General features: G+C 64.3%; 24 protein-coding genes. 16 read left to right on the top strand and 8 right to left on the bottom strand.

Translation table 11 applies throughout. The annotated features are described in order from the left end of the window. From CH256_RS07245 to CH256_RS07235, 3 genes are all read left to right on the top strand, one after another. Nucleotides 1-445 (top strand): carboxyl transferase domain-containing protein (locus tag CH256_RS07245; protein ID WP_306438707.1); only part of this gene is annotated, 445 nt, incomplete at its 5' end. A 50-nt stretch (nucleotides 446-495) separates the two neighbouring features. Further along, complete coding sequence (locus CH256_RS07240; protein WP_256989393.1) at nucleotides 496-741, top strand: acyl-CoA carboxylase subunit epsilon; 246 nt, start codon at nucleotides 496-498, stop codon at nucleotides 739-741. Nucleotides 742-743: 2 nt separating this feature from the next. Next, nucleotides 744-1,406, top strand: a complete 663-nt coding sequence (locus tag CH256_RS07235; RefSeq protein WP_094669205.1) for a Maf family protein — start codon at nucleotides 744-746, stop codon at nucleotides 1,404-1,406. A gap of 48 nt (nucleotides 1,407-1,454) precedes the next feature. On the opposite strand, the gene CH256_RS07230 is transcribed toward CH256_RS07235, so the two are convergent. Together CH256_RS07230 and CH256_RS07225 are read right to left on the bottom strand one after the other, a co-directional pair. After that, a complete protein-coding gene (locus tag CH256_RS07230; RefSeq protein ID WP_068051234.1) occupies nucleotides 1,455-1,898 on the bottom strand; it encodes a flavodoxin domain-containing protein in 444 nt (147 codons plus the stop codon). A 114-nt stretch (nucleotides 1,899-2,012) separates the two neighbouring features. Beyond that, nucleotides 2,013-3,392, bottom strand: a complete 1,380-nt coding sequence (locus CH256_RS07225) for a hypothetical protein (protein ID WP_094669204.1) — start codon at nucleotides 3,390-3,392, stop codon at nucleotides 2,013-2,015. 155 nt (nucleotides 3,393-3,547) lie between these two features. Between CH256_RS07225 and CH256_RS07220 the strand changes: the two genes are divergently transcribed. Further along, nucleotides 3,548-4,813, top strand: coding sequence for a glycosyltransferase (locus CH256_RS07220; protein ID WP_256989392.1), 1,266 nt, complete (start codon nucleotides 3,548-3,550; stop codon nucleotides 4,811-4,813). A gap of 5 nt (nucleotides 4,814-4,818) precedes the next feature. Here CH256_RS07220 and CH256_RS07215 read toward each other — a convergent pair whose 3' ends face one another. Then, nucleotides 4,819-6,162 carry a hypothetical protein gene (locus CH256_RS07215; protein ID WP_143536530.1) on the bottom strand — a complete coding sequence of 448 codons (1,344 nt, stop codon included), beginning with the start codon at nucleotides 6,160-6,162 and terminating at the stop codon, nucleotides 4,819-4,821. 553 nt (nucleotides 6,163-6,715) lie between these two features. Here CH256_RS07215 and CH256_RS07210 point away from each other — a divergent pair. The 9 genes from CH256_RS07210 to CH256_RS07170 all read left to right on the top strand — a co-directional run bounded on the left by CH256_RS07210 (nucleotide 6,716) and on the right by CH256_RS07170 (nucleotide 17,073). Next, nucleotides 6,716-8,158: a condensation domain-containing protein gene (locus tag CH256_RS07210; RefSeq protein ID WP_068051242.1), complete on the top strand. Its 1,443-nt coding sequence runs from the start codon at nucleotides 6,716-6,718 to the stop codon at nucleotides 8,156-8,158. Nucleotides 8,159-8,204: 46 nt separating this feature from the next. After that, a complete protein-coding gene (locus CH256_RS07205) occupies nucleotides 8,205-9,662 on the top strand; it encodes a condensation domain-containing protein (protein WP_094669201.1) in 1,458 nt (485 codons plus the stop codon). Further along, on the top strand, nucleotides 9,640-11,013 hold the full coding sequence (locus tag CH256_RS07200; protein ID WP_179272024.1) for a condensation domain-containing protein: 1,374 nt from the start codon (nucleotides 9,640-9,642) through the stop codon (nucleotides 11,011-11,013). The genes CH256_RS07205 and CH256_RS07200 overlap by 23 nt, the downstream gene beginning before the upstream one ends. Nucleotides 11,014-11,133: 120 nt before the next feature. Next, nucleotides 11,134-12,030, top strand: a complete 897-nt coding sequence (locus CH256_RS07195) for a sulfurtransferase (RefSeq protein WP_094639333.1) — start codon at nucleotides 11,134-11,136, stop codon at nucleotides 12,028-12,030. Next, complete coding sequence (locus CH256_RS07190; RefSeq protein ID WP_094669199.1) at nucleotides 12,027-12,440, top strand: SufE family protein; 414 nt, start codon at nucleotides 12,027-12,029, stop codon at nucleotides 12,438-12,440. Before CH256_RS07195 ends, CH256_RS07190 begins: the two co-directional genes overlap by 4 nt. Before the next feature lie 125 nt (nucleotides 12,441-12,565). Beyond that, nucleotides 12,566-14,035 carry a condensation domain-containing protein gene (locus CH256_RS07185; protein WP_094669198.1) on the top strand — a complete coding sequence of 490 codons (1,470 nt, stop codon included), beginning with the start codon at nucleotides 12,566-12,568 and terminating at the stop codon, nucleotides 14,033-14,035. Between the two features lie 128 nt (nucleotides 14,036-14,163). Further along, a complete protein-coding gene (locus CH256_RS07180) occupies nucleotides 14,164-15,963 on the top strand; it encodes an acetyl/propionyl/methylcrotonyl-CoA carboxylase subunit alpha (protein WP_094669197.1) in 1,800 nt (599 codons plus the stop codon). A 7-nt stretch (nucleotides 15,964-15,970) separates the two neighbouring features. Further along, on the top strand, nucleotides 15,971-16,390 hold the full coding sequence (locus CH256_RS07175) for a DUF1707 SHOCT-like domain-containing protein (RefSeq protein WP_068051410.1): 420 nt from the start codon (nucleotides 15,971-15,973) through the stop codon (nucleotides 16,388-16,390). Continuing rightward, a complete protein-coding gene (locus CH256_RS07170; protein WP_068051412.1) occupies nucleotides 16,387-17,073 on the top strand; it encodes a haloacid dehalogenase type II in 687 nt (228 codons plus the stop codon). The genes CH256_RS07175 and CH256_RS07170 overlap by 4 nt, the downstream gene beginning before the upstream one ends. Before the next feature lie 6 nt (nucleotides 17,074-17,079). Here the strand turns inward: CH256_RS07170 and CH256_RS07165 are convergent, their stop codons facing one another. The 4 genes from CH256_RS07165 to CH256_RS07150 form a co-directional block, all read right to left on the bottom strand. Beyond that, on the bottom strand, nucleotides 17,080-17,643 hold the full coding sequence (locus CH256_RS07165) for an AAA family ATPase (RefSeq protein ID WP_256980675.1): 564 nt from the start codon (nucleotides 17,641-17,643) through the stop codon (nucleotides 17,080-17,082). Between the two features lie 70 nt (nucleotides 17,644-17,713). Next, nucleotides 17,714-18,541, bottom strand: a complete 828-nt coding sequence (locus CH256_RS07160; RefSeq protein ID WP_094669196.1) for a hypothetical protein — start codon at nucleotides 18,539-18,541, stop codon at nucleotides 17,714-17,716. Between the two features lie 27 nt (nucleotides 18,542-18,568). Then, nucleotides 18,569-19,186 (bottom strand): class I SAM-dependent DNA methyltransferase, encoded by a 618-nt coding sequence (locus CH256_RS07155; protein WP_068051457.1) that lies wholly within the window; start codon nucleotides 19,184-19,186, stop codon nucleotides 18,569-18,571. A 29-nt stretch (nucleotides 19,187-19,215) separates the two neighbouring features. Further along, nucleotides 19,216-19,617, bottom strand: a complete 402-nt coding sequence (locus CH256_RS07150) for a VOC family protein (RefSeq protein ID WP_094669195.1) — start codon at nucleotides 19,615-19,617, stop codon at nucleotides 19,216-19,218. 169 nt (nucleotides 19,618-19,786) lie between these two features. Between CH256_RS07150 and CH256_RS07145 the strand changes: the two genes are divergently transcribed. Then, nucleotides 19,787-20,347 carry an alpha/beta fold hydrolase gene (locus CH256_RS07145; protein WP_094669194.1) on the top strand — a complete coding sequence of 187 codons (561 nt, stop codon included), beginning with the start codon at nucleotides 19,787-19,789 and terminating at the stop codon, nucleotides 20,345-20,347. 39 nt (nucleotides 20,348-20,386) lie between these two features. Here the strand turns inward: CH256_RS07145 and CH256_RS07140 are convergent, their stop codons facing one another. Then, a complete protein-coding gene (locus CH256_RS07140) occupies nucleotides 20,387-20,923 on the bottom strand; it encodes a nucleotidyltransferase family protein (protein WP_068051459.1) in 537 nt (178 codons plus the stop codon). Nucleotides 20,924-21,098: 175 nt separating this feature from the next. Here CH256_RS07140 and uraD (CH256_RS07135) point away from each other — a divergent pair, with 175 nt between their 5' ends. Then, complete coding sequence (uraD, locus tag CH256_RS07135; RefSeq protein WP_094669193.1) at nucleotides 21,099-23,003, top strand: 2-oxo-4-hydroxy-4-carboxy-5-ureidoimidazoline decarboxylase; 1,905 nt, start codon at nucleotides 21,099-21,101, stop codon at nucleotides 23,001-23,003. A 10-nt stretch (nucleotides 23,004-23,013) separates the two neighbouring features. Then, nucleotides 23,014-23,517, top strand: coding sequence for a 2-oxo-4-hydroxy-4-carboxy-5-ureidoimidazoline decarboxylase (gene uraD, locus CH256_RS07130; protein ID WP_082898764.1), 504 nt, complete (start codon nucleotides 23,014-23,016; stop codon nucleotides 23,515-23,517). Nucleotides 23,518-23,622 lie beyond the last annotated feature (105 nt).

Here is a 23,622-nt window from a genome sequence, read left to right as displayed (position 1 = left end):
ATACAACGGCATCATCCGACGCGGCGCGAAACTGCTCTACGCCTACGGCGAAGCGACCGTCGGCAAGATCACCGTCATCACCCGCAAAGCGTACGGCGGCGCCTACGACGTGATGGGGTCCAAGCACATGGGAGCCGACGTCAACCTCGCCTGGCCGACCGCGCAGATCGCCGTCATGGGAGCCTCCGGCGCCGTCGGGTTCGTCTACCGCAAACAACTACTCGAAGCCGCGAAGAACGGGGAGGACGTCGACGCCCTGCGCCTGAAGTTGCAGCAGGAATACGAAGACACCCTCGTCAACCCCTACATCGCCGCCGAACGCGGCTACCTCGACGCCGTCATCCCCCCCAGCCACACCCGCGGCCAGATCGTCACCGCACTACGACTACTCGAACGCAAACAAGTCACCCTCCCACCCAAGAAACACGGAAACATCCCACTATGAACGACGAAGCGAATCATGACGCAGCGAACGACAAAGCGAATCATGACGCAGTGAGCGAAGCGAATCCGAGCGAGGTGGTTTCCCAGTCCCCTGCGGCTGTTCGGGTGGTGAAGGGCAATCCGAGCGATGAGGAAATCGCCGCGCTGGTGACGGTTCTGACGGCTGCCCAGGGCGGGTCCGAGTCGACGGGCGATTCTCGTCCTCGTGAGCTGTGGGGTTCACCGGAGTTGCTGCATCGCCGATTCGCACCTCAGTCGGCGTATTCGTATGCCGCGTCGGGTCGCTACCCACGGTGACGATGCGCTCGTCCGACGCTGCGCCGGGGCCTGTTCGTCTGGTCCTGGCGTCGGCGTCGCCTGCGCGTCTGTCGGTGCTGCGCGGTGCCGGGGTGGAGCCGATCGTCCGGGTGTCGGGTGTCGACGAGGATGCGTTGACAGCAGCGCTCGGGCCGTCGGTGTCTCCGGAAACGGTGGTCACGGAACTGGCCCGAGCCAAGGCCGCCGCGGTGGCCGAGACGTTCTCGGATTCGAGCGACGATCTGGTGATCGTCGGCTGCGATTCGATGTTGGCCATCGGCGGGGAGCTGCACGGTAAGCCACATTCGGTCGAGGTGGCGCGCACGAGATGGCAGTCGATGGCGGGCAACAGCGGCGACTTGCTGACCGGCCACGCTGTGCTCCGGGTGACCGATGGAGTGGTCGTGGCGCAGGCTGCAGCGCACAGTTCGACCGTCGTCCACTTTTCGACGCCGTCCTCGGTGGACCTCGAGGCCTACCTCGACTCGGGTGAACCGTTGTCGGTGGCCGGGGCGTTCACGTTGGACGGGCTCGGGGGCTGGTTCGTCGACCGCATCGAGGGCGATCCGTCGTCGGTGATCGGCATCGGCCTACCACTGGTGCGAACACTGCTCACTCGTGTGGGTACGTCTCTGGCCGCACTGTGGGGCAGCGCCCCGTCCTGACCGTCCGGCTCCGCCGACCGCTGGGCCGGACGGAGCCGAGTTCTGCCGTCAGGGCAGAAGATCGATCAATTCGCGAGCCCACTCCTCGGCCATGGTCTTCGGCTTGATGTTCGACGAGCTGTCGTGCCGAGCATGGGTACCGACCTGCTTGCCGCCGAGCTCGGTGAGCTTCTCGGCGATGATCTCGCCGCCGCGGTTGAAGGTGTCCTCGTAGACCCGGTCGCCCAGACCGAACACCGCGAACTGCAGTCCCGCGAGGTCCGGCGCGTCCTCGACGAGCGCATCGAAGAAGGGTTCTGCACCGGTGGGGAGCTCTCCGTCTCCGTAGGTGGAGCAGATGACCACGTGGAAGTCGTCGGTGTCGATGTCGGACACCTCGTACTCGAGCATGTCGCGTACCTCGGCGTCATGATCGCTGAGCACGTCCGCAATCTTGTCGGCGACCTCCTCGGCCGTACCGGTCTCGGACCCGAACAACACGACCACTGCCATGGATCGCTCCCCTTTCTCACACCTGCTCGAACACTCGAACAGTCGGAAAGCATAGCCTCACCGGCGATCCGGTCGAAAATCCGTCCTTGCCCGCGGTTGTGACTTGTCTCGAGGTCACCAGAACTCGGGCGTCAGGCCCCATCGATCGAACTCCACCTCGACCAGCCCTCTCAGGTGCTCTTTGCTGGGAAAGCTGTCCGGATCGAGCCCGGTGACGCACAGGGTGGCGCGTTCGCCCGATTCGTTCCACCAAGCGCTGACTCCACCGCCCGTGCGGCGTAGTAGGGCCACGTCGGTGTTCTGCGTGATGGACCTCATCGCCACCGCGGTGGCGTGCACACCACCGATGGTCCGCAGTGCGACGCCTCTGGCACCGAGATTCGAGCACAGGCACAGCGGGGCCGAGCCCGACGCGGCGAGTTTGGCCACGATCGCGTCGGGCAGCAACTGCATCAGCGGTTTGAGGAGCTCGAATGTCGTGGTGACCGTGCGATCGGCCTGGGTTCTGAATGCCTGCTTGCTCGCCGCTCGAATTGCTCCGAGATCGTCGAGATACGTCCCTCCCGGCTCGACGTGGATCGAGACGCCGGACGTCGCGTTGGCACGCCGATCACCCGTGGTCCTGGTACTGACCGGAAGGGCGACGCGTACCCGGTCCTCGGTCGAGACTCGGCCGCTCCCGGTCAGTATCCCGAGCACCACCGCGACCAGCAGGCTGTTGGAACTGCCCCCTTTGCTCGCCGCGGCGGCAGACCACTCCGCGGACAGACAATCGACGACGACGGTGCTCGGCCTCCACGCGCCCTCGGCAGGGGCGACGATCGCACGCGGACGGTCGGCACCGGTGCCCTCGGGTGTTCCTGCGCTCGCGTCGGCGGACGCCGTGGACCGTGCCCGTACCGCCGCCACCGCGGTGCGGCCGAGCGCTCGTGCCGCACCCGAGAGCGCTGCACCGACACGGCCGAGACCATCGGAGAGATCGGCACGGGAGATCGCCGTCGCGGACAGGGGACCGTCATCGAGGCCGACACGCAGAAAATCGTCGGGGACGGCGTGTCCGGCCAGCGCGGCCGCGGCTGCGGAGGTGAGCGCCCCGCCGTCGCCGACGACGTGAGAGCCGACCAACGACACGACCGTGCCGCCTTCTTCCACCGACGTGGCCGACAATCGCCATGCCGGTCCCCCGATCGGATCCAACGCCACGGCGGCCTCGTCCTCGATCCACCTGTCGACCGCCGCGCGGGCGATCGGTGGCCCTATAACCACCGGATCAGCGGATCGACGCGCTGCGGTCCAGCTGTCACGGGCTCCGGGCAGCCGGGCCCGTCGAACGGATCGATCGATGGGGCCTTCGGCGAGCATTCGCCACATCGATCGCAGCGCGTCCGGAGCGACGGCGCGGTCGAACCGCCAGACGATCTGGTTCACCACCGGTACCCCGAGAACGCATTCCATGCGGAGGAACAGGTCGTCGTCGTACGTCAGTCTTTCCACCCCGCGAGACTATCGCTGCACGAGCGCGGACGCAGGTGGGCCGCAAATGTGTTTCCCGCCATATGTTTTCCGATCCGAACTGCGGCGTGCGGGACTGATAGGTTGAGGACGTTTTCCACGCCGACGCGACTGCGAGTGACCCTATGAAGTTCGTGATGCCATTCAACGGCAGTCGCGGTGACGTGACGCCCGGCCTTGCACTCGGCGTCGAACTCGCGGATCGCGGACACGACGTGGTGTTCGGCGCACCACCGAACCTCGTGGACTTCGCTCGCGCGAAAACGGCTGAGTCCGAACGAATCGGCGTGCTCTCGTTCGGGCCGGACACCCAGCGACTGCTGGAGTCGGAGTTGATCAGGGTGCGCATCAAGTCGCGTAACCCGCGGACCAAGATGGCGGCACTCGCGGAACTGGCCAATCACGGCTGGGATCAGATGACGGCCGAACTCGAACGGATGGCCCAGGGCTGTCACGCGATCGTCACCGGTTCGCTGGGGCAGGAGATGGCGTTCAACATGGCGGAGTCTACGGGCAATGCCTTTGTGGCACTTCACTACTGCCCGCTCCGCCGCAACGACGTCGTGCCCGTGACCCCGGGCATCACGTTACCGGGATACGTCAACCGGTCGATGTGGGCGGTGGCGGAGTCGATGCGCTGGAAATCCATGAAGGTCCGCGAGAACGCGCAGAGGAAGTCCCTGGGTCTCGCACCGACGCGTCATTCGCTGCCTGTTCGGTCCGAACGCTACGGCGGAGTGGAGATTCAGGCGTACGAGTCGGCGCTGTTCCCCGGGCTCGCAGAACAGTGGGGCTCACACCGCCCGTTCGTCGGATTCCTGGGGCTGAGCAGCGCTGGCGTCGATTCCGATCCTGCGTTGGAAGAATGGCTGCGGGCAGGCTCCGCGCCGGTGTACTTCGGCTTCGGCAGCATGCCCGTCCCCGATCCCGCGGCACTGCTGCGCATGATCGAGAACGTGACCCGAAGGCTGGGCGTTCGCGCTCTCGTCTGTGCCGGCTGGAGCGACCTGGCCGGTGCCGATCCTGCTGCAGTCCAATCGAATTCGAACATCATGATCGTCGAGTCGGTCGATCACGCGAGCATCCTGCCGCGATGCGTGGCTGCGGTCCACCACGGTGGCGCAGGCACGACGGCTGCCACGGCGCGGGCCGGCCTGCCGACACTCGTCTGCTGGTTCAGCGCCGATCAGCCGTTCTGGGGTGCCGCGCTGCGCAGGATCGGAGCCGGCACCAGCACGAAATTCTCGACCTTGACCGAATCCGTTCTCCAGCAAGGCATTACCGATATCACTACCGCCCGCGCCAGGCAGGCGGCACGCCGATTGGCCGGCTCGGTCGCCCCGACTGCAACTGCGGTGGCCGCAGCTGCCGACATCACCGAGGCGGCAGCGCGGAACCGCTGACGCACTCACCAGAAGCGCGCAGTCAACTCCCAGCGGCCCAGCGCCTCCGCCAGATGGTCACGCAGTGCCCGGTCATCGACGAATCGATCTGGGTCCATGGCGTGGACGGTCACGGTGACGCTTGCGCCCGTCTCGCACAGCCAGGCCGTCAGCCCACCGTCCAACGATCGCGCGAATGCGGCGTCGGCACCCGCGAAGGTCGCCCTGCCCGATACGGCACGAGCTCCGATACCGGCCACCGTGGTGAAGACCTCGGGCAGAGCACCCAGGTTCGACGCCAGGCCTTCCGCACCGTCACGCGGTTGCGGAACACGCGCGACCACGGCGTCGGGCAGCATCTGCACGAGGGCCTGCGAGATGCCTGCGGGTGGTAGACCGGCAGCCTGCCTCGCGGCGAAAGCGGTGAACGCCGCCTTGCTGATTTTCCGAATCGTCGACAGATCGCGGTCGGCCGCGTCGGTGACGGGGACCTCGATCTTGACGATCTTGGTGGCATTGGAGCGAGTGTCGTCGACGGTGCGATCGCTGACCGGCAGTGACCACTGCACCGAGTCTCCGATCGAGGCTCGCCCGGCCTGCCCGGAGGCTGCCGTGAGAACGGCGATGAACAGTGAATTGGACGAGCCACCCCATCGTTGCGCAGCCGCTTTCCAAGTACCTGCGTCCACCTCTGCCACCGCGTGAGGCGATACCCAGTCTGCATCCACGGCACCGGCCGTCGGCTGCGAACGAGTCGGCTGCGAGCGCGGGACAACGACGTCCGGACCGGATCGGGTGGGAATCGGTAGCGCGGACGCAGCGGTGTTCGCCAACCAGCCGGCTACGGACCGCACCTGCCCCACGGCGTCTCGCAGGTCCGAGCCGATGGCCGCGATTCCGTCCTCGGTCGGAACCGACCGAGGGTGCACGGACGGGGAGTTCGCAGCCGCGAACGCGGCGATCAGAGCGCCGCCGTCGGCGACCATGTGCGAAGCAACCAACGAGAGCACCGTCCCCCCGTTGGTCAGAGGAGCTGCCGCCAGTCGCCAACCGAGACCGGTCTCGGGATCGATGTCGTCATCGATGCAACCGTCGGCCCAGGCCGACACTTCGGTCGATTCGATGAAGTGTGGGTGAAAATCCAATGAATGGGAGACGTTCGAGGCCACCCATCGAGCGCGGGCAGTAGGCACCGTCGACGAGACCACTCGGCGCGCGAGCAGACCGTCGGACAGGTTGTCGCGTAGCTTTTCCAGGTCCACTCGCTGGACGGTTTCGTCGAACCACCACAAGAACTGGTTGTAGACGGGATATCCGATGCCGTGATGCATTCGCAAGAATAGGTGATCGGCAAATCCAATTCGGGTCACGCGCCGAACCTACTACATCCACGAACCAGGGGCAGTGGTGTCAATTCGCCACACCAATGCATTCACATTCGGCAATAGGTGCACGAAAAAGGCGTCCCGAATGTGTCCCGGACCATGTTCGATCCATTCGGTGGCGTGGGTCGTGTTTCGGGTCGCACGACAGTTTGCACCACACTTCGATTGTGAACTATCATCACGCTGACCAGCAAAGTCAGTGATTCGTTCATAAGATACGACAATCGGACGCTCCCTCGACTCCCGATCGGCGACCGGCGAGTCAAGACGCTCGGCAGTGAGAAGTATTACTTTTTCGCGCTGCGAAATAATTCCGCTTTCGCCCTATCGTGTTCTCTGAACTCACTTCGGGTCGACGGCAACGACGTTGTTCTTTCAATGCGGAAAGCAGCAATCCAACAGCAATCGGATAAAGCGACCGGTCGGCTGCCCGATCATCGCCGACGGGTTTACACGATCGACTCGACCGTAATCGAACGTGCAATACCGAACCAACGCCGCGCACCGCCGACCGAGCCCGGAACGGAAGAGGACTCCCATGGAATACACCGAACTCGCCGACTACCCCCTCCCCGCCGGTCGCCTGACCGAGTGGGTCCCCCGCGTCGACGACGACCGTTGGGAACCGGACCCCCGCGGTCTGTCCTACACGCACCAGGACCATTGCGAGCGCAGCGCTCCGGGCTCGTGGATCGGCACGGTGTTCGAGATTCATCGCCGCTACGACGTCGAGGCAGTGCGCGCAACCATCACCGCGTACATGGGTCGGCACGAGGCATTTCGGACCAAGGTCAGGCGCGACGAGGAATCCGGTTCCTGGCTGCGCTACACCGCACCGACAGATGCAGTGCAGGTGACCGACCGGGCACACACCGAACCCCGGACCGAGACTCAGGTCTTCAGCCATCTGCACTCCTGGTTCGGCGACACCGTCTCCCCGACGGCGTGGCCGCATTTCGTCCTCGCGACCATCGAACCGGACGATGCCTCCCGCGCTCTCTCGAACGGGCCGGGAGAGTCGTTTCTGCTTGCGTTCGCCGCCGACCACTCGGTGATGGACGCCTACAGCCAGATCTACGCCATCAACGAGATCGACAAGCTCTACGCGCACGCCCTCGAAGGCATCGACCCCCAGTTGCCCGAGGTCGGCAGCTATGTGGACTTCAGCCAGTCCGAGAGGGCTCTCGGCGAGACACTGACCGGTGACCACAGCGCCGTGCGCACCTGGCAGGACTTCCTGGCCGTGGAGGACGGACGCTTTCCCGCATTTCCCCTTCCGGTGTCCGTCGACCGGTCGCTCACCGGCCCGGCCGCACAGAGCAGCATCTCGTCCTGGCTGCTGACTTCCGAGCAGTCGGATGCCTTCAACGCTGCATGCCGTAACGCCGGGTACAACATGCAGGCCGGAATACTGGCCGCTCTGGCGCTGACGAACGTCCGCCTGTCCGGTCGCACGACGTTGCGCACCGTGATGCCGATGCACACCAGAGACGAACAGAAGTGGGCCGCGGCGGTGGGTTGGTACGTCGGGATTCTGCCCATGGAGATCGAGCTCGGTGACGCTCGCACCTTCGGGGAGGCAGTCGCGGCTGCAGCAACTGCAGGCGCGGCGAACAAGGGGTTGGCACGGATGCCGTACTCCAAGATCGCCCAGATCCTCGAGTCGACAGAAATTCCTCGATTCGTGGTGTCCTACATCGATCTTCGATTCCTCCCGGACGCCGAGCAGTGGCAGGACCGCAAGGGTCGGGCTCTGCGGAGCAACTGCCACGCCGAGGACGAGGTCTACTTCTGGGTCAACCGGACGCTCCAAGGGCTCAACATCTCCGCGCGATTCCCCAGCTCGGATGTCGCGTCGACCAACGTCCACCGCTTCATCACCGAGTTCGTCGCCGTGCTGACGGCAGTGATCGACTCCGACAGTGGTACCGATACGGTGCTCACGTCGGCCTCACGGTCGGTGACCGTCGCCGCAGAGTGAGTCGTCGAATCAGCCCGCGGCCCTTATCGAGGAGGATGAAGCGACCATGATCATCACCGCTATGGGCAGATGGAATCCTGCTCCCGGCCGACTGCTCGAATGGCACCCCACTGCGACTGCCCGTGCGAGTGCCCAAGCGGCACCTGTCGATTCGACTCCGGTCTCGTTTCTCCAGGAGGACCACCTGAAGGCCGCGTGGGCGGCCCGCGAACGCGGCGATGTGCACACCGCGTACACCGGGGTGGCAACCGAGATCGACGGTGACGTGGACACGGATGCGATCAGCCGCGCACTGGCCGCCTACGTGCTGCGTCACGAGGGCCTTCGATGCTGGTTCGAGGTCGAGGGAAACAACGTCGTTCGGCATCTCGCCCCGCCCGAGGTCGCGGCGTTCGAGGTGACCGACGCCGGAGAAACCACGGACGACGACCGATTCCAACGGTACGTACGAGGGCGTTTCTCGTCCGAGGCGACCGCGGACGCCTGGCCCGGATTCGTCGTCGGTGTCGTGGCCCGGCCCGGCAGCTTCACCCTGTACTACGGCGCAGATCACGCATTCACCGACGGCGGCTCGCAAGCGTTGGTCATCAGCGAGTTGGCCGATCTGTACGCACTCGAGACCGGCGCGGACGTACCTACCCCGGCAGAGGCAGGCAGCCATCTGGCCTACGCCGCCGACGAACGGGCTCGAGCCGCGACGTTCGGAGCCGATTCTCCCGAAATCGCGGCCTGGCGAGACATTTTCACCCGACACGACGGCCGGATGCCTCGGTTCCCGCTCGACCTCGGCCTCGCGCCCGGCGAGAAAGCTCCGGTCCGCATCGTCGAACGCGACCTGTTGAGCAAAGAACTGACCGCTGCATTCGACGCCGCATGCAAGGCCGCCGGGGCCCGGATGAGCAGCGGCATATTCGCCGCCGTCGGGATCACCGACTTCGAGTTGGCCGGTAACACCGACTACTTCGGGATCACCGTGCTCAGCACCCGGCATCACGGTGACTACGGACAGTCCCAGGGATGGTTCGTCAACTTCGCTCCGGTCGCATTCGAGGTGGCGGGACACGACAGGTTCTCCGACGTCGCGGCTGGAGCCCACCGAGGCTTCGAGCAGGCCAAGCAGATCGCGGAGGCTCCGGTGCACGCCGTGCTGGGCGCGCTGGCCGCCGACGGCACTCTCGATAGCGAGTTGGCAGTGAGTCCGAACATGCTCTCGTACATCGACTTTCGCTGGTTCCCCGGCGTCGGACGAGACGCGGACACGCGCGCGAAGCATTTCACCGGCGAGGGTTCGACGTCGAACGCATCGATGTGGATCAACCGAGACGGTGAGCACCTGTACCTGGTGGCCCAGACCCCTGATACCGACGTTGCCGCCGTAGCGGTGAAGCGGTACCACGATCATCTGGCGCATGTACTGGAAACCATTGCACGCGAGGGTGATTGCAATCTGACGCTCGAAAATCTGGTTCAGGAGCCGGCCGGTGCGGGTCACCTCGATCACTGAGTACACCCCGCGCGCGGGCACCGTCGTCGAGTTCACCGCCGTCGTCACCGGGAAACCGCAACCGTCGACGGTTCCGCCGTCGTTCAACCAACGGTTTCACCTCGGCGATCTGGACGAAGCCGAGCGCGTCTGGATTGCCGGAGCCTTCGAGGTGCAGGGCAGGCTCGACACCCGCGCTTTGGGGTGGGCCTTCGAGCGCCTGATCGACCGACACGACACCCTGCGTAGTTCGTTCGTTCGCGCGGCGGCGGGAATCGAGCGGATGGTTCACGAACCGGGTGCGGTCGAGATGAGGGAAACCACTCGAACCACCTTCTCGTCAGGGTCCATGCTCCGGAGTCACCTCCGAAATTCGCTCGAACTACACTGCGACGCACGACGATTCCCGTCGTACACCTGTTTCGGAATCGATCGACCGGACACCTCGACGGTGTTGTGCGCCTTCGATCATTCCAACGTCGACGCCATGTCGATCGCAGTCGTGGTCGACGAGATCAACACCCTGTACGACGCCTACCGCCGCTGTCCGTCGAACCCGGAGGCAGCCCTGCCTCCGGTCGGTGGGTTCGTCGAGTACTGCCGTGTCGAAGCAACCCAGCCACTCGTCGATCCCACGGACGAACGCATGGTGCGGTGGTCGAACTTTCTCACCGAGTGCGGTGGCACCACGCCGCGTTTCCCGCTCGACCTCGGCGTCGCCGAGGGTGAAACCGCGCCTCAGGCAACGACTGTCACGCCCTTGCTCGACGCGCAGCACACCCTCGACTACGCGGAGCTCTGCGCCCGTTCCGGAGCCGGGATGTTCGCCGGGGTCGTCGCTGCGATCGGGCAGGCGTGCGCCGGGATAGGCGGACCGAGCCGCGTGCCGTTCCTGTTCCCGTTGCACACCCGCCATCAGCAGCAATTCTCGCGTGCACTGGGCTGGTTCACCACGAACGCTCCCATGACCGTGGAGGTAGAACACGACCTCACCGACACGATCACCGCGGCCCACACAGCGTTTCGTGCAGCACTGCCACTGAGCACCGTTCCGATCCCCCAGGTACTGAACAACCTCGGTGATGCGTTCACCTTGTCGCGTCGAGACGTGTTCATGGTGTCGTACATCGACTACACCAGAATCGGTGGACACGAACGCTTCGACCGAACCGATGCACACCACATCAGCAATGCCACGGTGTCCGACGACGCGCAGTTCTGGGTTTCGCGCACCACGTCGGGCCTGGCATTGCGGTCACGATTTCCCGACACTGCACAGGCACACTCGGTGATGAATGCGTTCACCGCCGAACTCGTCGCCCTCCTGCGGGTCTCCACAGCGAAACCCGAGAGCGCTGCCCTGACGCCCTGACAAAGTCGTTCCGCAGGCTCCACTCCTGCCCCGTGACAGAGGTTCCGCATAGGATCGACAGTGCAGACCGTCCACCCCCGGGCGGGCCGCCAGCCGAATATCTTCCGTAGGAGCCGATACGTGCCTGTACCAACCGATTCCAACGCAACGTTCGCCGACTATGCGCATCCGGATCGTCTCGTATCGACCGAATGGCTCTCCGCTCATCTCGGTACCCCCGGCCTTCGGGTCGTCGAATCCGACGAGGACGTGTTGCTCTACGACGTCGGCCACATTCCCGGCGCGGTCAAGATCGATTGGCATCTCGACCTCAACGATCCGGTCACCCGCGACTACATCGACGGCGAGCAGTTCTCGAAACTGATGAGCCGCAAAGGCATTTCCCGGGACGACACCATCGTCGTGTACGGCGACAAGAGCAACTGGTGGGCCGCGTATGCACTGTGGGTCTTCACGCTGTTCGGACATCAGGACGTGCGTCTGCTCGACGGTGGCCGCGACGCCTGGTTGTCGGAGAACCGCGACACCACCCTCGACGTGCCCGAGTTCCCCGCCACCGACTACCCGGTGATCGAACGCGACGATGCACCCATTCGTGCGTTCGCCTCCGATGTTCTCGGCTCGCTCGGAACGGTGCCGCTGATCGACGTTCGCTCCCCCGCCGAGTACACCGGCGAGCGCACCCACATGCCCGACTACCCAGAAGAAGGTGCACTGCGCGGAGGTCACATCCCCACCGCCGTGAGCATCCCCTGGGCCAAGGCAGCCGCACCGGACGGACGGTTCCGGTCTCGCACGGAACTGGACGAGATCTACTCCGGTACCTCCGCCACCGACGACGTGATCGCCTACTGCCGGATCGGTGAGCGTTCGAGCCACACCTGGTTCGTGTTGACCCATCTGCTCGGGTACCAGTCGGTGCGCAACTACGACGGCTCGTGGACCGAATGGGGCAACGCCGTTCGCGTCCCGATCGCCAAGGGCGAGGAGCCCGGATCGGCTCCGGCCACACGATGAGCGCCTTGCCGGATTCCCTGGCCGAGATAGTCGAGGACTTCGCCGCGGTGGAGGGGCAGGACAAGTTGCAGCTGTTGCTGGAGTTCAGTCGCGAACTGCCTCCTCTGCCCGACCACCTTGCTCAGGATGCGATGGAGCCGGTGCCGGAGTGCCAGTCTCCGCTGTTCCTGTCGGTGGATGCAGGCGATCCGGCGCGGGTCCGGCTGTACTTCAGCGCCCCGCCGGAAGCTCCGACCACGCGGGGGTTCGCCTCGATCCTGGCGCAGGGGCTCGACGGTCTCGGCGCACAGGAGATCCTCGACGTACCGGACGATTTCTACTCGGCTCTGGGGCTGAGCGACGCGGTGAGCCCGTTGCGACTGCGCGGTATGTCGGCGATGTTGGCGCGGATCAAGCGTCACCTGCGTTGACCGGCGACGGCGCAGGTGACGTGCCGTCGTCTTGATCGATACAACGCGTCGTCGTTAGACTCCGCGGCAGGGCCCCTGAAGCCCAGTCCCCCCGATGCGTACGACGAAGGTTGGTTGCTGCCGATATGGAGTTCACGGAGTTGGCGGACTACGCGGTTCCCGCGGGCACGCTCACCGAGTGGATACCCAGCGTCGGCCCGCAGGCCCGCACTCCGGAGGCTGCTGGCTGGCATCCCGACGCCAGGCCGACGTCCTACGTCCACGAGGCACACCTTCGTACGAGCCTGAGCAGTCCTCGCCGCGGTCGTGAATCATGGCTCGGCGCGGCCTTCGAAATCGCAGGCCCGCTGGACAAGCCCGCGTTTCGCCAGGCAGTGCTGAACTGGATCGACCGGCACGAGGCGATGCGTTCGAGCGCGTCGATCGACGAGGTGACGGGCGAGATGACGAGGGTGACCGCCGCGCAGGGTGCCATCGACATCTGGCAGGTCGAGCAGGAACGGTGCGCGCAATCGAGTGAGGTGTTCGAGCACCTGCAGTATCTGTTCGACGAGTTCACCTCACCGTTGATCTGGCCCGCCTACGCCTTCGTGACGCTCGAACCGGTGGACGAGACGCGTCCGATCACCGTGTTCTTCGCAGCGGATCATTCGATCATCGACGGCCTGTCCACGGTGCTGGTCGCGCACGAGATAGCTGCTCTGTACGGCGAGGAACTCGGTGGTGCGCCCGCTGCCCTGTTCGAGGCCGGCAGCTACCTCGACTTCGGTTCCTCCGAACGCGAGAGGAATGCAGAGCTGGAGCATTCTCACGACGCGGTGCGGATATGGCGGGATTTTCTCGTCGACGGCGAAGGCGAGCTACCGGCCTTTCCACTCGACATCGGAGATCCGAGCCCGGACGATCTGCCGCAGGGCGGTTTGTCCGCGTGGGTGCTCGACCCGGACCAGGCCGACTCGTTCTCGGTCGCCTGCCGCAAGACCGGACACAGTCTGTTCGCCGGGTTGCTCGCAGTTCTGGCCATCACCGGCTCCGAACTGGGCGGCGGCAATCGTTTCCGCACGGTGACGCCGGTGCACACTCGCGACGAACCGCAATGGGCTTCGGCGCTGGGTTGGTTCGTCGGACTGTGCCCCATCTCTTTCGACATCGCCGGTGCGGACTCGTTCGGCTCGGTGGTCGCAGCGGCCTCGGCCGAGGTGAAGAAGACCAAACCGATCGCCCGAGTTCCTCTCGATCGCGTGTTCACCACTCTGGGCTATTCCGCCCGCCCGCGTTTCGTCGTCTCCTTCATGGATGTGCGGTTCGCGCCTGCCGCCGAGCACTGGCCGGACCGGAACGCCCGAGCGTTGCGCAGCAAGCAGTACCAGCACGACGTGTACATCTGGATCAACCGCACGCCGCAGGGGATCAACATCGCGGCTCGCTATCCCAACACCGAGCAGGCGACCGCGCGGGTTCACGAATACGTCGGTGCCTTCCGAAAGTTGTTGAGCGATGTTGCGGACACGGGTACCGCCCGATTCCCCCTCACGGGCGACGAGCGTTCCGATATCGGACATACCGACACCGGTCAGATCGCTACCAATCAGTAGCTCACTGCGGCTCGCCGCCGGTCAGCTGCAGCTCTGCAGACCGATTGCAGCGATGACAGTGCCGATGCTTAGACTCCGACGTGACGTTCGTAACGAAGCACGCGAGAAACACATCCGTAGGAGGCTCAGTGCCCAGCCATGCCAGTGCTCAGATCACCAAGGTTCTTGTCGCCAATCGTGGTGAGATCGCGGTGCGGGTGATCCGGGCTGCGGCCGATGCCGGGTTGGCCAGTGTCGCTGTGTACGCCGAACCCGACGCCGACGCCCCGTTCGTCCGCTTGGCCGACGAAGCCTTCGCGCTCGGCGGGCAGAGCTCCGCGGAGTCGTATCTGGTGATCGACAAGATCATCGACGCCGCCGCCAAGTCCGGGGCCGACGCCATCCACCCCGGCTACGGATTCCTCTCCGAGAACGCCGACTTCGCCCAAGCCGTCATCGATGCCGGTCTGATCTGGATCGGACCGTCCCCGCAGTCCATCCGCGACCTCGGCGACAAGGTCACCGCCCGCCACATCGCCGCCCGCGCCAAAGCCCCCTCGGTCCCCGGCACCTCCGAACCGGTCAAAGACGCCGACGAAATCCTCGCCTTCGTCGACGAACACGGCCTACCGATCGCGATCAAAGCCGCGTTCGGTGGCGGCGGCCGCGGCATGAAAGTCGCCCGCACCCGCGAGGAAATCCCCGAACTGTTCGACTCCGCCACCCGCGAAGCCGTCGCCGCGTTCGGGCGCGGAGAATGCTTCGTCGAGCGCTACCTCGACAAGCCCCGCCACGTCGAAGCTCAGGTCATCGCCGACCAACACGGCAACGTCATCGTCGCCGGCACCCGCGACTGCTCCCTGCAACGCCGATTCCAGAAACTCGTCGAGGAAGCACCCGCACCGTTCCTCACCGACGCCCAACGCAAAGAAATCCACTCCAGCGCCAAAGCCATCTGCCTCGAAGCCGGCTACTACGGTGCCGGCACCGTCGAATACCTCGTCGGACAAGACGGCCTCGTGAGCTTCCTGGAAGTGAACACCCGCCTGCAGGTCGAGCATCCCGTCACCGAGGAAACCTCCGGCATCGACCTGGTGCTGCAGCAGTTCAAGATCGCCAACGGTGAAGAACTGTCCATCACCGACGACCCCGAACCCCGGGGGCATTCGTTCGAGTTCCGGATCAACGGCGAGGACGCCGGACGCGGCTTCCTACCCGCCCCCGGACCGGTCACCACCTTCCGTGCGCCGTCGGGACCGGGTGTGCGCGTCGATTCCGGTGTCGAATCCGGCTCGGTGATCGGTGGCCAGTTCGATTCGATGCTCGCCAAGCTCATCGTCACCGGCGCGACCCGCGAGGAAGCCCTCGCCCGTTCACGTCGAGCACTCGCCGAATTCGACGTCCACGGGTTGGCGACGGTGATTCCGTTCCACGCCGCGGTGGTCTCCGATCCGGCGTTCATCGGCGACGGCGACTCCTTCGACGTCCACACCCGCTGGATCGAAACCGAATGGGACAACCAGGTTCCCCCGTTCACCGCCGGACAACCCATCGACGACGACGACGTCCTGCCGCGGCAGTCCGTCGTCGTCGAGGTCGGTGGCCGCCGCGTCGAGGTGTCCCTGCCCGGGGAACTGTCCCTCAGCGGCGGTGGCAGCAGCGGCGGGCCCGCGGGCGCGGTACGCCGCAAACCCAAAGCCCGTACCCGCGGCGGTGCTGGAGCCGGTGCCGCATCCGGAGACGCGGTCACCGCACCCATGCAGGGCACCGTGGTCAAAGTCGCCGTCGACGAAGGCCAAACCGTCGACGCCGGTGACCTCATCGCCGTCCTCGAAGCAATGAAAATGGAAAACCCCGTCAACGCCCACAAAGCAGGCACCATCACCGGCCTGACCGTCACCGCAGGCGACGCCATCACCCAAGGCACCGTCCTCGCAGAGATCAAATGACGTAGCGATGTCCGAGCTTCCGGAGATCCGAATCGGTACGGCTGATCGAGAGAAGGCCCTCGAGGCACTGAGTCTGCACTTCAGTGAGGGTCGGCTGACTGTGCCCGAATTCGACGAGCGCAGCGCCGTCGTTGCTTCGGCGACGACGCGTGGGGAGATCGACAAAGTCTTCGTCGATCTCCCCGCTGCGTCGACGTCGCACACTCCCGCCCAGCTCGGGAAATCTCCGGCACCGACCGAGGGCGGTGCCGGAATCGATTGGCGCGCAGTGGTGATGCCCCTGGTGATCTTCGGTTCACTGGCATTGTTCTTCCTCACCGACTTCGATCAGAAGTGGCTGTTCTTCCTTCTCATCCCATTGGCGGGTGCGCTGCTGTCGGCGGGCGGTCACTCGAAGAGTCCGAAGAAAAAGAAGAGAGATCGTTGAAGGCGCTTCTGTTCGATGTGTTCGGCACAGTGGTCGATTGGCGTACCAGCGTGGCCCGCGAGGTCGAGTCGCTGTGTGGTCCCGACATCGACAGTCATGCGTTCGCCGACCGCTGGCGCAGCCTGTATCAGCCGGCGATGGAACAGGTTCGGTCGGGCAACCGCCCGTTCACCCGGCTCGATGTACTTCATCTCGAGTCACTTCGAGTCGTGTTGTCGGAGTTCGATGTTCAGCTAGACGACAGTGATGTCGCATCCTTGAATCACGCGTGGCATCGATTGGATCCGTGGCCGGATTCGGTTTCTGGGCTCACCCGACTACGCACCGAGTTCATCATCGCGCCGCTCTCCAACGGCAACATCTCGCTGCTGCTCGATATGGCCAAGAATGCCGGACTGCCATGGGACGCAATCCTCGGAGCAGAACCGGTGCGTGCGTACAAGCCCATGCCCGACGCCTATCTACGCACCGCGGACATTCTGGGTCTCGAGCCGAGCGAGTGCATGATGGTCGCCGCACACAACAGTGATCTCGCTGCCGCTGCCGACTGCGGCTTCGCAACGGCATTCGTCGCTCGTCCCCTCGAACACGGGCCGCGTCAGACCACCGACCTCGCCGCGGAATCCGACTGGAATCACAGCGTCGACTCGATCGATTCTCTCGCAACGCAATTGGGCTGCTGACAACAGCTATCGGGTCACAGGAATCAGCTGGTGCGCAATCCACGCGTCCACGTCCCGGTGCGAACGGAAGCGAACAATCGTCAGCTCCGGGCGGCGCACACTCAGTTGCTGCACTCGCTCGGTAGTCGACCGGTAGGTGTTCCATGCCCATCGAACGATGTGGTCGCGGTCGAAGAGGATGCGGTGCAGTGGGGGTTCGATGTTGCCGTTCCACAGCTCGCGCCTACCGAGCCTGCGCCGTAGCGTCCGAACCATCACCTGCCGCATGACTGTTCGGCGCGGTAGGTCCAGCCACAGAAACAAATCGGCTCGATCGGCGAGACGGTCTCGAACGATGTTGTACTGCCACTCGGTGACCCACGACGGGCGCGCGATGAACTCCTCCACCTCGGACTCGAACGTCGCACGCGGCGTCCAATTCGGGCCGTGGAACAAGCTGTCGATCTCGATGTGTTCGATTCCCAGAATCGATCCGAGACGGGCAGACAGCGTCGTTTTCCCGGAACCGGACGTCCCAGCAACGACGATCCTCGAGGGACAGAACACTGCATCGTTCGGTCCGAGAATCACGGAGACGACGCTACCGAATCGCGAGCACCGATGCTGCGTCCAGCGTGCTGTGCCCGACTGATATCGCCCTCTACGGCTGGGCACACAGCGCTACGATCGCCTCCGCCATGTGGTTCACGAACTCTCGACGCGCCGACTCGGTCAGCCGGTCGAGTGAGAGGTACGGGTTCAGGTCTTCGAGCTCGACCAACAGCAGCGTTCCGTCGACGGTGCGGCATGCGTCCACCCGAGTGATTCCGTGGTCGATGTCGTTCCAATCGACGAATCGTTGCGCGAACTCTCGGTCCTGAGCAGTAGTCGAGTACGGCTCCAGGTCCCAACGTCGGTCGGGGTCAGGAGCGTACAAGGCGTATCGAACTGTGTGGCCGATGAAGTAGAACGACACTTCGTACACGAAATCGATTCGCGGCTGAATCAGGCTGCCCGGCTCTACTTGCGATAATTCGGCGCGCCCGGAATGACGCATGCCGATCGAGTCGGCACCCCATTTCGGTTTCACCACATAGGTATTCACCTGGGGTAAGCGCGAGACGTTCCGCGGGTCGTCGACGGTAGGTATGACCGGAAAACCATCTGCGAAAAGATCGACCAGGTACTGCTTGCCTCTCTGGTCGCCTTTGCCGGTCAGCTGGGTGAAAACCTTCGTGCCGTTCTCGCGCGCATGGCGAGCAAACATGTCGAAAGCATCCTGGTACCCCAGCACAGGCCCGGAGTTCCGGATGACGACCACATCGAAGCCGTCCATCAGCGCAAGCGCGTCGAGCGGGTGACAGAGCGCAATGTCGAACCACTCGCGGAGCTGCGACGACAGAAAGATGTCTTCGTCGCAGTAGCGTCGGCCCTTCGACAGATACGCCAGGTCGGTGACGAAGAGAACGCGTGGACGGGGTGCATGCATCGGGCAACTCCTACCGGTCTCGAAACATCACGATGTTCGTTCGCGGGCCAACAGAAATGCCTGCGATGTCGACTCGTATCCCATCGGAGCTCGATGCACGCGCACGTCCACCTCGAAGTTCGCCTCGACGAGCATGCCTGCGACCATGTCGGGGTCGAGTCGGTATGCGTCGTACGAGACCGAGTGTCCGTACGCCTGCTCGAGTCGCACCCGCTCGTTGCCTGCTTGAAATGCCAACAGCAGCAGACCTTCCGGCATCAGCACCCGATGCAATTCGGCAAAGATCTTCGACAATTGGTGCGGAGGCGTGTGGATGATCGAGTACCAGGCAACGATCCCCGCCAGAGAGCTGTCACCCGCGTCCAACGCCTCCATCGACCCGACATCGAATCGCAGGTGCGGATGTTCGCGCCGAGCGACCTCGATCATGTTGGGCGACAGATCCATCCCCGCTACGTCGAGGCCGAGGCGGTGCAGCTGCTCGGTGATACGGCCGGAACCACACCCCACCTCCAGAACGTGCCCACTCGGCACCCGGGCTGCGAACGTCGCCAACAATCCGTGCTCGAGATGTCGGCCGTCGAGTTCGTCGCGAACAAGTTCGGCGTAGCTCTCGGCAACGGTGTCGTAGGCGGCCCTCGTCATCGAAACATGCTGTTGCTCGGCCACAGTGGCTACGGTACCGGCTCACCCGGTGTCGGCAGGTACGAGTGCGTCAGCATCTCGAAGAAGTGCCCGGTCGGGTCGCGGAAATACACTCCGCGGCCCCCGTGGTCGGTGTTGACGGTGCCGGGTTCGGTCATCCGGGGGTCGGCCCAGTGTTCGACGCCCTGGTCGACCAGCCTGGTATAGGCCGCATCGAACAGATCGTCGCTGACCCGAAACGCGTAGTGCTGGAACTGAATATCATCGAAGGGGGGCTCGGCGAATTGAACGAGAGTGCCGTCGGTGAGCTGCACGTTGACGAACGGCCCCCATGACGGGGCCTCGGGTAAAGCGAACAGGGTGCAAAAGAATTCGGCCGATGCGGCACTGTTCTTTGCAACGATGATGGTGTGATCGAACGAAATGGACATGCGCTGCCTCCTGGGCAGTACGACGCCTCCATGCCTGACGCAGTCCGTCATCGACACGCGACGCTGAGGACGATGCTCAGCACGGACCCCGAATCCGAGTCAACCGGTGAATTCACGGCCGCGATTCGGTCTTCTTCGGTGACAGCATTGCCGAGGAGAGGAACCCACTATGGTCGGTCGACTTCTGTTCGTTCACGGTGCCGGCGGATTTTTCGACGACGCACCGCTGGCCAACGGACTTGCACAGGCTTTGCACCTCGATCTGTGCATGCCCGAACTGTCCGACACTGCCATGGGTTTCGAGGACTGGGCCGCGCCGGTTCGGCAGCACCTGGAACGGCTCGGATCGGATGATGCGGTCATTGCGCATTCCTTCGGCGCATCGATCCTCGTCAGGGTCTTGGCAGAACATCGCCGGGAGCGACCCCTGAGAGCCACTCTGTTGGCGATGCCGGACTGGACTCCGCATGGGTGGGATGTCACGGACTACGCGTTCACCACCCAGGAGCCCGAGACCGACCTGACGCTCGTCCACTGCCGGGACGACGACGTGGTTCCTATTTCTCACCTGGCGTCGAACTCGACCGCTCTCCCGTCGGCGAGAGCGATCGAGTTGTCGACCGGTGGCCATCAATTCGACGGCATGATCGAGGCCGTTGCCGCCGAGATCCGCGGATTCGAGCGTCCCCGCGGGGACGCTTCTACTGGCCCCGATCCTCGTAGTCGATGACGAGGCCGGCTCGGCCGAACATGCAGACCGGGCGTCCGCTCACCGATAGTCGTGGTCGATTCCCGTTGCCCATTGCGAACATTCGACGGCGATCACGTCGTCTCTTCCCCGCAGGAAGTCGCGTGCACCGGCGTCTCCCGAGGCCGATGCCACGGCTGCGTCGACGTGTCGTCGCGCCAGGACAACCGGATGTCCGGGACGGCCGTCGAACACGGCTCTTGCGAGACCGGTTTCCCGCGCTGCAGCGAGTACTGCTTGCACCACCTCGGGTCCGACGTCCGGCGTATCGACCACATGCACCACCGCGTAGTCCGCGTCCGACGCTGCGGTCAGACCGGCCTCGAACGACGCGCTCATTCCTTGTTCCCACTGGGGTGCATAAACAGCGATCACACCGTCGGGCACGGGCGCATCCGCCGCTCCCAGCACCACGACCACGCGATCACAGCCGCCGTCGCGCAATGCCTGCACCGCAGTCCTGAGCCACAGCCCGTCGTGGGCGAGCACTTTGGGTGATCCGTATCGCGTTCCGGCACCGGCGGCCAATACCACTCCGACGGCAAGGTCCGACACGATCGTTCCTTTCACTCTCGGGTGAAGTCTTGGATGTTCGCACAACGTCCACGTCGAGTACGTCCCGAAGTTTGTGCTCGCTCGACTAGCGAGGATAGGCGTGATGACTGATTCTTAGTGCACTTCTCCTGCAGCGTCGCAGGAATCCTGCCCTGTTGCTTCCGCGAGGTGCCCACCCATGTCCGTCAAGCCCACCACACGCAAACGTGTCTATCCTGTCGACGAAGTGCTCCCCGTTCCGAAACTTGCTGCTTACGGGTTCCAACATGTCGTCGCGTTCTATGCAGGCGCCGTCTTGGTGCCGATCATCATCGGCAGCGCGATCGGACTGACCAACGAACAGTTGATCCACCTGATCAACGCAGATCTGTTCACCTGCGGCATCGCATCGATCATCCAATCGGTCGGATTCTGGAAGATCGGTGTCCGCCTGCCGCTCCTGCAGGGCGTGACGTTCGCCGGCGTCTCTCCGGTGATCGCGATCGCGATGGCGAACGGCGGCGGCACCGAGGGGTTGCTGTACGTCTACGGCGCCGTCATCGTCGCCGGTCTCGTCACGTTCTTCATGGCTCCGTACTTCAGTAGGCTGCTGCGATTCTTCCCACCGGTGGTCACCGGTACCGTCATCACGATCATCGGTGTGGCGTTGCTGCCGGTGGCGGTCAACGACGCTGTGACCAATCCTGCTACCCACGAACAGGATCCGTCCAACGGACGGTGGATGGCATACGCGATCGGCACCCTGCTGATCATCGTGCTGATCCAACGATTCTTCAAGGGTTTCATGGCGACCATCGCTGTGCTTCTGGGCCTGGTGATCGGTAGCGCCGTGGCGTTCGCTCTGGGAGACATGAACTTCGACGGCACCTCGGAGGCGTCGTGGGTCGGTTTCACACAGCCCTTCCTGTTCGGCGTGCCCAAATTCAGTGTCGTCGCGATCATTTCGATGATCGTGGTCATGCTCATCATCGCCGTCGAAACCACCGGCAGTGTGTACGCGACGGGTGAGATCGTCGGCAAGCGCATCAAGAAGGACGACATCGCAGCGACACTGCGCGCGGACGGCGTGGCCACCGTCATCGGCGGCACGTTCAACTCGTTCCCGTACACGGCCTTCTCGGAGAACGTCGGCCTGGTGCGCCTGACCGGTGTGCGCAGCCGTTGGGTGGTGGCCACGGCAGGCGGCATCATGATTCTGCTGGGTCTGCTGCCCAAGACGGCAGCCGTCGTGGCATCGATCCCGCCGCCGGTGCTCGGCGGAGCCGCGCTCGCCCTGTTCGCGACCGTCGCCGTGGTCGGAATCCAGACTCTGTCGAAGGTGGACTTCACCGATCACCGCAACCTGATCATCGTCGCCACAAGTCTCGGTCTCGCGATGCTCGTGACCATTCAACCGACGGTGTCCGAGGGTGTGCCCGATTGGCTGGAAATGTTGTTCGGCAGTGGCATCGTTCTCGGTGCGGTCTCGGCAATCGTGCTCAACGTCTTGTTCTTCCACATCGGCAATCGCGGGCAGGCCGTCGCCGGTGGTCCGGGTAAGGGCATCACCCTCGACACGGTCAACGAGATGTCCGCCGAGGACTTCGCTGCCACGTTCGGCGGCTTGGTGCAGGGCACTCCGTGGGTGGTCGAACGCGCGTACCAGCAGCGGCCTTTCGCCGATGCGCACGGGTTGCGCGAGGCGTTCCAGGAGGCATTGTTGGCCGGCACCACCGAGGAACAGATCGAGCTGATCAACAGCTATCCCGATCTCGGTAGCGAGGACGCCACCGGCACCCTCAACGCAGCGGACCACGTCGGCTTGTCCAACCTGGAGGAGGACGAGCACGACAACATCGTCCAACTCGCCGCCGAATACCGCGAACACTTCGGCTTCCCTCTGGTGATCTGTGCACGGGAGACGGAGCGTTACGATCGAGTTCTGGCCAACGGGTGGTCACGCGTCGAGAACGCACCGTCGGCGGAGCGGTCGTTCGCGATGATCGAGATCGCCAAGATCGCGAACTACCGGTTCGACGACCTCGTGGCCGACGCCAACCCGATCGCGGCCGCGCGGTTCGGTCGCATCAACGACTTCAGATAGCGAGCGAGATGTGCTGCACGAATGGATAGGGCTCGACGGGTTCAATCGGCTCAGTGATCGGCAAGCGATGCATGCACTCTACGAGTGCTGCGCATCGTCGATCTGGGCCCGTCGCGTCGCCCAGGGTCGCCCCTTCGACAGTCGAGATCTGCTGTTGGACAGGGCGGATCGAGTACTTGCCGAACTACCCGAGGCCGAGATCGACCATGCACTCGACGGTCATCCACGCATCGGCGGCAAGGCCGACAACCCGTCCTCGAAACGTGAGCAGGCCGCGGTGACGACGGCGGGTACCGAGGTACGCGAGAAGTTGGCGGCAGGAAACCGTGTGTACGAGGACAAGTTCGGCCATGTGTATCTGGTGTGCGCCACGGGCAGGTCCGCGGATGACCTGCTCGCTATCCTCGAGGAGAGGCTCGACAACGATGCCGAAACCGAAAGACGGGTGCTCCGCGTGGAACTGGCCAAGATCAACCGAATTCGCCTCGGGCGCATGCTGGGACCAGAGCAGTGAAGGGGCTGTCGACCCACGTCCTCGACGCCACCTCGGGGACACCTGCGGTGGGGATGCGGGTGCGGTTGTTCCATCCCGAGAAGGGCGAGATCTCCACCGCCACCA

Source organism: Rhodococcus sp. 05-2254-6, assembly GCF_002258565.1.
In the GTDB taxonomy this organism is placed as follows: Bacteria; Actinomycetota; Actinomycetes; order Mycobacteriales; family Mycobacteriaceae; genus Rhodococcoides.
This window is presented reverse-complemented; position numbering and strand designations above follow the sequence as displayed.